Source organism: Nocardia jejuensis NBRC 103114 (assembly GCF_001613145.1).
GTDB lineage: Bacteria > Actinomycetota > Actinomycetes > Mycobacteriales > Mycobacteriaceae > Nocardia > Nocardia jejuensis.
In genome coordinates, this window is sequence record NZ_BDBU01000007.1 from 96,778 (window position 1) to 109,772 (window position 12,995).

The 12,995-nt window shown below is 67.8% G+C and carries 10 protein-coding genes; 8 read left to right on the forward strand and 2 right to left on the reverse strand.

All coding sequences use genetic code 11. From position 1 onward, the window contains the following. The first annotated feature begins 164 nt into the window (after positions 1 to 164). The 8 genes from NJ1_RS06485 (at position 165) to NJ1_RS06520 (ending at position 11,258) form a co-directional block, all read left to right on the forward strand. Positions 165 to 2,123, forward strand: coding sequence for an MFS transporter (locus NJ1_RS06485; RefSeq protein WP_067688778.1), 1,959 nt, complete (start codon positions 165 to 167; stop codon positions 2,121 to 2,123). A gap of 87 nt (positions 2,124 to 2,210) precedes the next feature. Next, the gene (locus NJ1_RS06490; RefSeq protein WP_245717248.1) at positions 2,211 to 3,122 is read left to right on the forward strand and encodes a winged helix-turn-helix transcriptional regulator; all 912 of its coding nucleotides are present in this window, start codon (positions 2,211 to 2,213) and stop codon (positions 3,120 to 3,122) included. Positions 3,123 to 3,344: 222 nt separating this feature from the next. Continuing rightward, positions 3,345 to 4,805: a carotenoid oxygenase family protein gene (locus tag NJ1_RS06495; protein ID WP_067688779.1), complete on the forward strand. Its 1,461-nt coding sequence runs from the start codon at positions 3,345 to 3,347 to the stop codon at positions 4,803 to 4,805. A 14-nt stretch (positions 4,806 to 4,819) separates the two neighbouring features. Continuing rightward, a complete protein-coding gene (locus NJ1_RS06500; protein ID WP_084477812.1) occupies positions 4,820 to 5,935 on the forward strand; it encodes an LLM class flavin-dependent oxidoreductase in 1,116 nt (371 codons plus the stop codon). Further along, positions 5,928 to 7,112: a thiolase family protein gene (locus NJ1_RS06505; protein ID WP_067688782.1), complete on the forward strand. Its 1,185-nt coding sequence runs from the start codon at positions 5,928 to 5,930 to the stop codon at positions 7,110 to 7,112. The genes NJ1_RS06500 and NJ1_RS06505 overlap by 8 nt, the downstream gene beginning before the upstream one ends. 99 nt (positions 7,113 to 7,211) lie before the next feature. Continuing rightward, entirely contained in the window at positions 7,212 to 9,002 is a 1,791-nt protein-coding gene (locus tag NJ1_RS06510) for a class I adenylate-forming enzyme family protein (protein ID WP_084477813.1), read from the forward strand. A gap of 24 nt (positions 9,003 to 9,026) precedes the next feature. Beyond that, the gene (locus NJ1_RS06515) at positions 9,027 to 10,247 is read left to right on the forward strand and encodes an acetyl-CoA acetyltransferase (protein WP_067688880.1); all 1,221 of its coding nucleotides are present in this window, start codon (positions 9,027 to 9,029) and stop codon (positions 10,245 to 10,247) included. A 228-nt stretch (positions 10,248 to 10,475) separates the two neighbouring features. Continuing rightward, on the forward strand, positions 10,476 to 11,258 hold the full coding sequence (locus NJ1_RS06520; protein ID WP_157573789.1) for a CPBP family intramembrane glutamic endopeptidase: 783 nt from the start codon (positions 10,476 to 10,478) through the stop codon (positions 11,256 to 11,258). Between the two features lie 638 nt (positions 11,259 to 11,896). Here NJ1_RS06520 and NJ1_RS06525 read toward each other — a convergent pair. Both NJ1_RS06525 and NJ1_RS06530 read right to left on the reverse strand, forming a co-directional pair. Further along, entirely contained in the window at positions 11,897 to 12,139 is a 243-nt protein-coding gene (locus NJ1_RS06525; RefSeq protein ID WP_067688785.1) for a hypothetical protein, read from the reverse strand. A 124-nt stretch (positions 12,140 to 12,263) separates the two neighbouring features. Then, complete coding sequence (locus tag NJ1_RS06530) at positions 12,264 to 12,692, reverse strand: Hsp20/alpha crystallin family protein (RefSeq protein WP_067688889.1); 429 nt, start codon at positions 12,690 to 12,692, stop codon at positions 12,264 to 12,266. Positions 12,693 to 12,995: the final 303 nt, after the last annotated feature.

Here is a 12,995-nt window from a genome sequence, read left to right on the forward strand (position 1 = left end):
GAAAGTCCACTCAGCGGGACTCGTGCCGACAACTGTCCAGTATTGATCTTCGTAACAGTGATCCAAATCACTCATGACAGTTACCCTGTTCTCACCCGGTCGCTCGCGGTGCCGAAGGGTCTTCCCGGTACGCGAGATGCCGTGTGCAGAGAGGCATTTCGAATATGAGTACGACTCCGACCGCTGTTCCACCGGCCGCGCCCCCCGAATTCGCGCCGCCGACCCTGCTGACCGGGTTGTGGCAGCGCAAAATCCCGCACTATCCGGATACGCCCGCGCGGTCCTGGTACCTGTTCCTCGTGGTGATCGTCTCGGTCGCCCTCTACTACCAGTTGTTCGTGGCGGGCGCGGTGGGCAATCAGCTCATCGCGTACTACCACCTGACCTTCCGGTACTTCGTCGGAATCTTCATCGCCGGCGCGGCCGTCGGCGCGGTCGCCTCGGTGGTGGCCGGTCTGCTGGATCGGTGGGGGCGAGCCAATATGGTCGCCTACGGCACCGTGATCTGCTCGCTGCTCACCCTTTTCGCGATTCCGGCGTGTACGACGAAAGAGGCCTACCTCATCGTCTACTGCGTCATCGGAATCGTGGAGGGCGCGGTGCTGGTCGCGACTCCCGCACTGGTGCGCGACTTCTCGCCGCAGCTGGGGCGCGCCTCGGCCATGGGATTCTGGACGCTCGGGCCGGTGCTCGGCGCGCTGGTGACCACCGAGCTCGCCACGCACACCCTCGACGCGCATCCGGACTGGCAGTTCCACTACCGGCTGTGCGGTGTGATCTGCGTGATCATCTCGCTGGTCGGCCTGGTCGGATTGCGTGAGCTCAGCCCGGCTCTGCGCGATCAGATCATGGTGTCGATGCGGGACAAGGCGCTGATCGAAGCCCGGGCGCGCGGACTGGACGTCAGCTCGCTCGAACGCGATCAGTGGCGGCAGATGCTGGTGCCGAGGATCGTCGGATCGGCCTTCGGGATCTCGATCTTCCTGGCGTTCTTCTACACGATCGTGTCGTTCCTGCCCGTGTACCTCGCCACCAATTTCGGATTCACCGCGGCGCAGGCGAACGCGCTGGGCAACTGGTACTGGATCGCGAACGCGTTCGCGCTGGTGCTGACCGGCATCGTGTCGGACTACCTGAAGGTGCGCAAACCGTTCATGGTGTTCGGCGCGCTGGTGAGCATCATCGGGTTGTGGGTGTTCCTCGGATACACCGATCGCCCCGGCACCGACTATTACACCTTCGCCATCGTGCTGAGCTTCATCGCGGTGGGCAGCGGTATCGCGTACTCGACCTGGATGGCCAGCTTCACCGAGACGGTGGAGAACCGCAATCCCGCGGCCACGGCCGTCGGTCTGGCGGTGTGGGGCGGAACCCTGCGCACGGTGGTCACCTTCGTGCTGCTCGGGCTGCTGCTCGTGGTGACCGCCGCGGGCACGCTGGTCAATTACGGCCCTGAGCTGCAAGTGATTTCGGCCAAGTATCGCACCGAGATCGCGACCATCCAGAAGGTCGGCACGGACACCATGGGCGCGCTGGGAGCCAATCCCAACGACACCGCGGCACAGGTCGCGGCGCTGGTGAAGCTGACGGGCGCGTCGGCCGCCGATGTGCAGACCACGCTCGCGCTGAACGCGAAGTATCCGCAGGAGCTCGCCACATTGCAGGCGGTCGATACACCGACGCTGGTCAAACTGATGGTGAATCCGGCCGATACGGAATCCGCGGGCAAGGCCGTCGCGGCGATCTCGCAGAAGTTCTCGATCCCGCCGGATCAGGCGGTGGCACGGTTGGTCGCGGCGCAGAAGGTCCCGACCAACGAGCTCACCGTGGCGTCCTCGACCGGTCCGCAGCTGACGGCGGCCAGTGAGCAGCTGAAGGCGGTGTCGGCCATCCCGGTCGAGGATCGGGAGTATCTGGCCGCGCACGGCGCCGAAGTGCAGCAGGCTCAGGTCGATTCGCCCAAGCAGTGGTTGCGCTGGTGGTGGATCTGCCTCATCGCCCAGATCGCGTTCCTGCCGTTCATCTTCCTGATGAACGGACATTGGAGCCCGAAGAAGGCGGCGGAGGAAGCGGCCGAGCACGACGCGAAGGTGCAGCGCGAGCTGGCCGAGATAGGTGCTTGATCATCCAGTACAGTTACTGAAGTGCAATCGACGGAGGTCGCGAGTCCCGGAGCCGATCCCGCCGCACCGCCCCATACGGTGGTCGGCGTGACGAACTCCGTGGCCGCGACCTTCGATCTGCTCGGGGACCGATTGACGCTGACGATCCTGCGGCACGCGTTCGCCGGGCGGGCCCGGCGCTTCACCCAGTGGCTCGATCACACCGGCGCGCCGCCCGCCGTGCTCACCGCCCGGCTGGCGGCGCTCGTCGATTCCGGGGTGCTGGAGCGCAGCCCGGTGCCCGGGACCCCGGACCGGTTCGAATACCGGCTCACCGAACTCGGATTGGCGACCTGGGAGATCCTGGTCTGCGTCTGGTCCTGGCAGCGGGAATGGACACCGGAGTGGGCGCTGCTGCCGGAGTTCGTGCACGCGGACTGCGGCCATCGCGGCCCTCCGGTGCTGATGTGCACGGGGTGCGGTCGCACGGTCACCGCGCACGACACCGATGTGGAATTGGATCGGGATGCGCTGTGGCACATCACCTCCGGCCGGCGCCGATCCGGCCGGGGGACCGGTCCCGCGCGCGGGGACGCGCAATTCGACGAGATCATGGAGGCGATCGGCGATCGGTGGAGCGCGGCGGTGACCGGGCTGGCATTGGCGGGGGTGCGCCGGTTCTCGGAATTCCGTGCGGCGCTGCACATGTCGCCGACGACGCTGACCGAGCGGCTCACCCGGCTGGTCGAGGCGGGAATTCTGGATCGGTCCGAGGCGGGCGGGCGTGACTATCGGCTGACGCCGCGCGGTCGGGCGCTGTTCGGCGTCTTCGCGTTCCTGCTGGCGTGGTCGAATCGCGCGCATCCGCAGAGCCCCGAGCCCGGGTTGCTGATTCGGCACCGAGAGTGTGGGGCCGTGCTGATTCCGGCGCTGCGGTGCCGCGGGTGCGAGGGCGAACTCGGGCGGCGGGACGTGCGGTTCGAGGTGCCCGTGCGCGGATCCCGCGACGTACCGGACTGAACTTCTCCCTCGCCGCGTGCGTGCCCGCGGCTGCTGCTCGTCACCCGCTGCGCGACGCCCTCTGGCCGCGCTGACGCTGCCCGCCGGTCGTAGTCCCTTGTCGAGTCGGGCCGCCGACCGCGTGAACTGCGAACCTTGACAGCTCTCGTTGAGACGCGTATCACTTCATTAACTGTAGTGAAATCTTGCCGGGTCGATGTCCCCGGCCGCTGGAGGCTTCTCATGCCGCTCAACGAAGAACTCATCGCCCCGGCCGCGTCGGCCCTGACCAATCCGTATCTGGAGGGTCCGTACGCGGCCTGTTCCGAGGAGGTCACCGCCACCGATCTGACCGTGCTGTACGGCGAGCTGCCCGTCGACTTGGACGGGGTGTACGTGCGCAACGGACCCAATCCGCAGTTCGCGCCGCTGGGCCGCTACCACTGGTTCGACGGTGACGGCATGCTGCACGCGGTCCACTTCGAGAACGGGCGCGCCACCTACCGCAACCGGTATGTACGGACCGACGAGTTCGAGGCGGAACACGCCGCCGGAACGGCGCTGTGGCGCGGGGTGATCGAGCCGTGGGACGGCAACCCGGCCGGTGATCGGCGCGAACGCAATTCGGCCAATACCGATCTGGTCTTCCATCACGGGAATCTGCTCGCGCTCTGGTACCGGGCGGGCAAGCCGTACGCGGTGGATCCGGTCAGCCTCGAGACCCGTGGCGTCGACGACTTCAACGGCACGCTGCCGGGCGAGGTGTCCGCGCACGCCAAGGTGGACGAGCGGACCGAGGAACTGCTGTTCTTCGACTACGGCATCAACGCGCCGTATCTGCGCTACGGCATCGCCGACAAGTCCGGCACCGTCACCCATTACACCGGACTCGAACTGCCCGGGTCGCGGCTGCCGCACGATATGGCCATCACCGAGAACTATTCGATCCTGATGGATCTGCCGCTCTACAACGATCCGCGGGCCGCGGCGGCCGGGCGATTCAAGATCTTCTTCGACCGGAACCTGCCCAGCCGATTCGCGGTGCTGCCGCGTTACGGCGATGGCGCACAGGCGAAGTGGTTCGAGGCCGCGCCGGGGTACATCTATCACACCGTCAACTCCTGGGAGGAGGGCGAGGAGATCGTGCTCGTGGTCTGCCGGGTGTCCGAGCCGAGCCCGGTGTCCGATCGCGCCCATCCGCTGGCGCAGTTGCTCGCGTATCTGCGTCCCGAGGCCAAGCTGCACAAGTACCGCTTCAACCTGCGCACCGGCACGACCGTCGAGACGCCCATGGACGATGTGAACACCGAGTTCCCGGCCATCGATCAGGGCCTCACCGGTCAGCGCGGGCGCTACTCGTATCAGATGCGGCTGTCGGTCGATCGCACCATGATCTTCGACGCCATCATCAAGTACGACATCCTCAGCGGCGCAAAGGAAACCGCGCCCTTCGGCGACGGCATGTACGGCAGTGAGCTCACGGTGGTCCCGCGCGACGGCGGGAACCGCGAGGACGACGCCTGGCTCACCATGTTCGTGCACAACTGCCACACCGATCTGGCCGAACTCTGGATCTACGACGCGGCGAACATGACCGACGGTCCCGTCTGCCGTCTCGGTTTGCCGGTCCGCGTTCCGCTGGGCTTCCACGCCACCTGGGTCAGTGGCGACCGCATGCGTGCCGCCGCCCGGCCGCTGGCCTGAACGGGGTTGCGCCGGTGACAGATCCACGCCTGAGCGTCAGCATCCCGTACTGGCAGGACCGCGACCCCCTCGACGCCCTGCTGGTCGCCGAGGCCGCGGACGCGCTGGGTTTCGACCGCCTCTGGCTGGGCGAGATGGCGACCTTCGACGCCTTCGCCCTCGCCACCGCGATCGGCCGAACCTCCGGACGAATCCCGCTCTGCGTCGGCCCGCTGGCGGTCGACGTCCGCAGCCCCATGACCATCGCCATGGGCGTCGCGAGCGTCACGGCCCTCACCGGCCGGCCGGTCGACGTGGCCCTGGGAACCTCGAGCACGGTGGTGGTGCGCGACTGGCACGGGCGCGAAAGACGACGCCCCGCAGTGCACCTGGAGGAGTCCGCGCGAATCGTGCGCGGACTGCTGAACGGCGAGAAGGTGATATTCGACGGCGCGGTGGAACACATCAACGGCTACCGTCTGCGACTACCCGTACCGGGATCGATGATCGAGGAGGCAGTCGAGCCCGCGTGGCACCGGGCCCCTCACCCGGCGGACCGCACGACCCCGGGGCCCGTGGTGTCCACGCGATCGAACGGACATTCGGCAGTGGCCGATCGCGAGATACGACGGGTCGAACTGGGCGTCGCGGCGTTCGGAGAGCGGGCGCTCGCGGCAGCGGCGCGGAGCGCCGATCGTGTGGTGCTGAACCTGGTCACTCCGGCACAGGTCGCGAGATGCGTTGCGGCCGTGCGCGGTTTCGCGGCAGAAGCGGGACTGGCGGCTCCGGCGGTGTCGGTGTGGGTGACCGCGGCGGCGGATCCGCTCCCGGAGATGCTGGCGACCGTGCGGCGCGGAGTTGTCGGATACCTCCGAGCTCCCGGCTATGACGCCATGTTCACCGAAGCCGGTTTCGGCGACGTGGTGCGGTTGGCGCACAGCGGCGCGCACCCCCGGGAGGTGCTCGCGGCGGTGCCCGACGAACTGCCCGCCGCGGTCGGAATGTTCGGGGCCGCAGACACTTTGACCTCTCGCCTCGCCGCATACCGTGCGGCCGGGGCGGACGAGGTGGTCGTGGTTCCGGCCACCTCCGCACACGACCCGGCGGGAAGTCACACACTCGAGACGCTTGCGAGGGTTCGGCATGAGTGAGGCGTACGTCTACGACGCGGTGCGGCTGCCGCGGGGGCGGGTTCGCAAGGGCGGGGGGACGTTGGCGGAGTTGCCGGCGTACGAGTTGTTCGGGCAGTTGCTGACCGCGCTGGAGAATCGTTCGTGCCCGGCGGAATCGGTGGACGACGTGATCGTCGGGGTGAGCACCGCGATGGGGGAGCAGGGCGGGGATGTGGCGCGCGCCGCCGAATTGTGGGCGGGGTGGCCGGATTCGGTGCCCGGCGGGGTGGTGTCGCGGCTGTGCTGCTCGGGGCTGGACGCGGTGGAGAGCGGCGCGGCGCGGGTCGCGGCCGGATACGCGGAGGTGGTGATCGCCGGTGGGGTGGAATCCATGTCGCGTGTTCCCATGCTGTCGGATCGGCCCGCCATCGCGAGCGATGCCGATCTGGGGGAGCGGACCGGGTTCGTGACCATCGGGGTGTCGGCGGATCTGACCGCCGCCGAGTACGGGATCACCCGTGCGGAGCTCGATGCGTACGCGGTGCGGTCACACCGGAGAGCCGGTGCCGCAATGGTGTCGAGCTCGGTCGTGCCGGCCCGCAAGGGCGGAACCCTGCTGCTGGCGAACGACGAGGGCGCGCGGGCCGACGCGAGCGAAGAGGTATTCGCCGCGCTGCCCACGCTCTTCGGCGCGGATCCCGCCTGGGAGCGAGTGGCTCGGCGACTACCGGGCTCGCCGCGTCCGGCCGACGGGCTGCACACCATCGCGACCGCACCACAGCTGGCCGACGGCGCGTCAGCGGTGCTGCTGGGCGGCCGATCGGCGCACAGGACGCTGGGCCGCGATCCGCTCGCCCGGATCGTCGGGACCGGACAGGCCGCCGTGCGCTCGCCGCTGCTGACCGCCCCCGCCGTGGCCGCGCGAATTGCCTTGCGCCGCGCGGGAATCACCGCCGCCGACCTCGACGTCATCGAGGTCAACGAATCCTTCGCCGTCACCCCGCTGGTCCTGATCGGTGAACTCGGCCTCGACCCGGAGCGGGTGAACCCCTCGGGCGGTGCGCTCGCGGTCGGCCACCCCCTCGGTGCGACCGGCGGCATTCTCATCGCCCAGGCGCTCGACGAACTACGCCGCCGCGACGGCGAATTCGCGCTGATAACCATCCCGGCCGCACTCGGATTGGGCTCGGCGATGATCCTCCGCCGCACATCATGAGGAATTCTCGCCGTCCTGCCGATCCGGCCCCGCACAACAGAACACAGCTCACACGACATCCCGCTCGATGCAGAGCACTACGACCCAGTAGGGGTTTCGATGGCCGACACAACCGCCTCCGACACAACCGCTTCTCCCATCTCCGCTTCTCCCATCTCCGCCCCGGCCGACTCCGATACGCCTGCCTTCGGCACGACTACGCACCGGGCGGTGCCGACGTGTCACCCCGAAGCGACGGTGCGCGCGTATCTCGAACAGGGCTGGTGGGAGGCCGAGACCATTCCGGACGTCTTCGACCGACGGGTCGCGGAGGCGGGTGATGCGCTCGCGGTGACCGATCCGGCGAACCTGGCCGAGTTGACCAGGGCGCTGCCGCGCACGCTGACGTGGCGCGAGCTCGACGATCACGTCACCGATATCGCGGCCGTGCTGTTCGATCACGGGATCCGCCAGGGCGGCACCGTGGCTGTGCTGCTGCCCAATTCGGTCGCGCTCACCGCCACCTATCTCGCGCTGTGGCGACTCGGGGCGGTCGCCACACCCATGCCCGCCTCGTTCCGGCGGCACGAGCTCTCCGGCATCGTCGCGGCCACCGATGCCGAGGCGATCATCACGGTCGGTGCGCTGACCGATCGGGAACCGGTGCGCGAGGCGCTGGAGGTCGCGCAGGGCGAGCGGACCGTCTTCGCCTTCGGACCGGGCGTACCTGCCGAGGCGGTCGCGATCGGCGACGCCGTCGGTCCCGAAGCGCGGAATCGGGTGCGCGACTACGGCTCCGGACTGGAGATCACCGTCAACGATCGCGTCACCATCTGCTGGACCAGCGGCACCGAGGCGGCACCCAAGGGCATTCCCCGCTGTCACGGTGACTGGCTGGCCGTGGCGCGCGGAGTCCAGGACGGACTCGGCATCACCCCGGATTCGGTGGTGCTCAACCCCTTCCCCATGGTGAACATGGCGGGCTTCGCGGGCTCGTTCCTGCCGTGGCTGCTGGCGGGCGGGCACCTGGTGCAACACCATCCCCTGGATCTGCCGGTGTTCTTCGGTCAGATCGCCGAGCACCGCGTCTCGCACACCGCCATGCCGCCCGCGCTCCTGACCATGCTGCTGCAGAACGAAACCCTGCGCGCCGAGGCGGATTTGAGCTCTCTGCGCACGGTCGGGTCCGGCGGCGGTCCGCTGCCACCGCCGGTGGTGCGTCGCTGGCAGGAGGACCTCGGCATCCAGGTCCTGAATTTCTTCGGCTCGAACGAGGGCGTCAGCCTGCTGGGCGCACCCGCCGACATTCCCGATCCGACGGTGCGCGCCCAGCACCTGCCGCATTACGGCGCTCCCGGCGTGCGCTGGTCCACCAGCCTGGCCGCCCGCACCGCGGTCAAACTCGTGGACGTGGTGACCGGCGAGACGGTGACCGCACTCGGCGGACGCGGTGAGCTGCGCATGCGCGGCCCCGCGGTCTTCGCCGGATACCTGCCGGGCACCGCCTCCGCCGAGCCCTTCGACGAGGAGGGATACCTGTGCAGCGGAGATGTTTTCGAGCTGTGTGGTGAGGGCGGTCGCTATCTGCGCTTCGTGGACCGGGTGAAGGAGATCATCATTCGCGGCGGCATGAACATCGCGCCCGCCGAGATCGAGGGTCTGCTCTCGGACCATCCGGCCGTCGCCGATGTCGCCATCGTCGGATACCCGGATCCGGTCCTCGGTGAAAAGTGCTGTGCCTTCGTGGTTCCCGCACCCGGTGCGAACCCGACCCTGAATGATCTCGTCGCGCACCTGCGGTCGCGAGAGGTCGCCTCCTTCAAGCTCCCCGAGCGTCTGGAGATCGCCGAGACGCTGCCCCGAAACCCGGTCGGCAAGCTGCTGCGCCGCGAACTGCGCACTCGTCTCTGAACCGTCGATCACTCTGGAGTGACCATGTCCGTACACATCCTCGGCGGCAGTCAGACCGACTTCGCTCTCAACTGGCACCGCGCCGGTCTCGACACCGACGCGCTGGTCCGCACCGTTGTGCAGGACGCGCTGGCGGCCACCGGCATCGATCCCGCCGATATCGGAGTCATCCACGTGGGCAACGCCTTCGGGCAGCTGTTCACCGGCCAGGGGCACCTCGGCGCCATGCCCGCCACCGTGCTGCCCGCGCTGTGGGGCATCCCCGCGAGCCGGCACGAGGCCGCCTGCGCCTCCGGCAGTATGGCCGCGCTCGCCGCCATGTCCGACCTGGAATCGGGGCGCTACGACTGCGCGCTGGTCCTGGGCGTGGAGCTGGAGAAGACCGTTCCCGGCGGCAAGGCCGCGGCGTACATGGGCGCGGCCGCCTGGGCCGGACACGAAGCCCAGGACACGGATCTGGTGTGGCCCACCATGTTCGCGGCCCTCGCGGACGAGTACGACCGCCGCTACGGCCTGGACGCGGCGCACCTGCGCGCGATCAGCGAGTTGAACATCGGCAATGCCCGGCTCAATCCGCTGGCGCAGACACGCGAGTGGACCTACACCCCGGACAGTTTCACCGACGACGACACCGCCAATCCACCGGTGGTGGGCCGGCTCCGCCGTCAGGACTGCAGTCAGATGACCGACGGCGCGGCCGCCGTCGTTCTGGTGTCGGACCGATACCTGAACCGCCACAGTGCTATTCGTGAGAGCCGCGTCGCCGCGATCACCGGCTGGGGCCACCGCACGGTCGGTCTGCCGCTGGAACGGAAGCTGACGGCCTCGGCCGAGGATCCGTACGTCTTCCCGCACGTACGCGCCACGGTCCGCGATGCCCTCGCCCGCGCGGGCCTGGCCGACATCCACGACGTGGACGGCGTCGAGGTCCACGACTGCTTCTCCATGTCCGAGTACATGGCCATCGACCACCTCGGGCTCACCGCTCCCGGTGAGAGCTGGAAGGCCATCGAATCCGGCGAAATCGCGCGCACCGGAACACTTCCCGTCAATCCCGGTGGCGGACTGATCGGCATCGGACATCCGGTCGGAGCCACCGGCGTCCGCATGCTGCTGGACGCTTACAAGCAGGTCACCGATCAAGCCGGTGACTTTCAGATCCCGGACGCCCGCCGCTACGCCACCCTGAACATCGGTGGAAGCACCACGACGGCAGCGAGTTTCGTCGTCGAGTCCGTCGAGTAGGCGGCTTCGCTGATCCGTCCGCGGTGTCGGCGCTATCGCTGAGCCTGGCAGTGGGCGGTAGTGCCGCGTGACCGGAATCGCCGGGCTTGATCTTCGAGACCGGTATCGCTCCCCAGGGGGAGTTCGATATCGCACCGTAGGGTGAGGACTTCCGGCGCCCCGGATGCCTACTCTCGGTACAACGCAGCGAACATTCGTCCGAGGCTGCGGTCAAGAGGGGCAACAGCATTGAAGTCGACTAGTGCCGGATGGCTGTCGAAGACGATCGTGTTCTACATCGTGACCGTCCTGGGTGCGGGCGCCCTGCTGCTGGTGCAGCCGGTGACTCGCATACCGGGGGAGGTCATCGAACTCGTTCAGTTCGGGCCTACACTCGGCGTGCTGGCGGTCCTGCTCGTGTGGCGGCGGGATCCGACACTCGGAACAGGCTCCGGGATACCGGCCCGCCGGATGGCGGACTTGCTCGCGACCCCGGTCCTGATCATCGCGGTGACCCTCGGGCTGTTCGAGCTCCTGAGCTGGGATCGCTACTCCACCAGCATCTCTCATTCCTGGTGGTTGATCGTTCCGGCCCAATTCATCGGGGCGTGCGGTGAGGAGTTCGGCTGGCGCTGCTACCTGCAACCGCTACTGGAATCCCGCTTCGGGACACTCGGTGCCGCCCTCACGGTCGGCCTCCTGTGGGGCGTCTGGCACATCCAGATCTTCGCGCTCGGCCCGGTGTACGCCGCAGCGTTCCTCATCTCGACGGTAGCGATGTCCCTCATCCTCGGCCTGGCCCTGCGCACCGCCCCCACCCTCCACCGGTTGCTACTCGCGGGCACCTTCCACCTGCTGATCAACCTGGGTTGGCTCGCGCTGTTGGATCAGGACTCGGGCACGGCCCAAACCGGCCCGATGGTCCTGTACTCCGTCGCGACGGCACTACTCGCCACAATCTGGATTCTGCGGTCACGCGCGGTGGTAACCAGCCCGCCCGAAGCAGCCACGACAACCGCCGATCTACGGTAGGCGACAACGCTTCCGGCCCACCTGACACCCACCATTCGCACGGTGGGCTCACGAGGGACGATGACTGGAGGTCGATCGACGTCGGCGACCGGCGGGCTGGTGCCATTGAGTCCATCAGCTCCATCCCGCTAGAGTCAGCGAGAATTTCGCGCTATCCCCTGGAAGTTTCCATGCCTCGCCGATCACCGGGTGAGATCAGATCACGGCTACCGCGACGCAGAGCGGACGCCCGACCAGCAGTTTTCCACCGGCGTCCGCCCGTCATACGTCGACTCTCGCCCGCCGCGAATCGCCAGATCGGCGATTTCGAACGCTCCCACGGCCTGTGCCCGGGGTCTGTCGCGCATGCTTTCCGACAATGGGCCGGGGTGGGCCGAGGTGCACGTCGAGATCTGGCGCCCAACTACGAGCATGACGACTCGAACCTACGTAGTGGCGATTACCACATCAGGACGCTGCTGGAGCGGGCTGCCTGTTCTCTCCTGCCCAGGGCCCATCGAGAACTACGAAGAGAACTCGGACCGCTCGACGATCGCGTCATCGCCCGGACAGTCAACGATCCGTACGCACCGCACGATCTCCCTTGGTGGAAACGGCGGATCGAGATCTGAGCCATTGCTGACTCGCCCGGAGCAGGGTCAGCGGGCCGCGCTCGCACCGATGAGTCTGCGCGGGCGCACGTGCGGATTCCGTGCGTGGGGGTGACGCGGGGTGGGGGAGCGTTGAGCGGTGAGCGGGGCGGGCATCGCCGGTCCCATGACGGTGTCCCACCACGGGCGCAGCGGGCTGGGGTCGGGCCAGTGCACCACCTCCTGCGGATCCCGGTCCGGGTCGGGGCGGGTGGTGGTGTGGTCGGTCTCGGGAGAGGTCCTCGTTTTCACGAATCTGTCCGATCAGGCGGATGGTGTCCGGTCAGTAGGCGAGGCATTGGTAGTCGTCACCATGGGGCCGCCGTCCGCGAGCGCGCTGCGGATCGCATTCGCGGACGGCGGCCGTGCGGCCGGATCAGGCGTTGATGACCTGGCGTTCGGGTTCGCGTTCGGGGCGGGCGATCTCGATCTTTCTGGGTTTGGCCTTCTCCGCCACCGGAATCGACAACCGCAGAACCCCGTCGCGGTAGTCCGCACGGATCTGCTCGGTATCGAGGCTCTCGCCCAGCACCAGCTGACGGCTGAACACCCCACGTGGGCGTTCCGCCGCGAGCATGGACCGGCCGGGGTCGATTTCCGGGCGCGAGGCGCGCACGGTCACCACGTTGCGTTCCACATCCAGGTCCAGGGAATCGGGATCGATACCCGGCAGGTCGAATTCGACCAGGAACTGGTCGTTCTCGCGCCAGGCATCCATCGGCATCGCCGCGGGTCGGGCCGCGGTGCCGAACACCTGTTGCGTCAAACGATCCAGATCACGGAAGGGATCAGTGCGCATCAGCATGGTCGCCACCTCTAACTCACTCCATTCTCTGTAGTGTCTCGACCAGATAACCTCTGCCATCTGGCATAGATATTATTTAGCACTCTGACTAGGTGAGTGCAAGTGTCGGATGTAGGTAATCTGTGGTCGCAGTCGTCATCGGTCGCATCCTGGACCTGCAAGACGCCAACACCGCGCCGACCGATGAACGCGACCGCCTCCGCGCCAACCCCGGCGGCACGCACGCTCGCTGACCCTGGAATGACGCCCGACGGCTCCGCCCGCGATAGGCTGTCACGCGAAACAGCATGACCCTCAACAGCA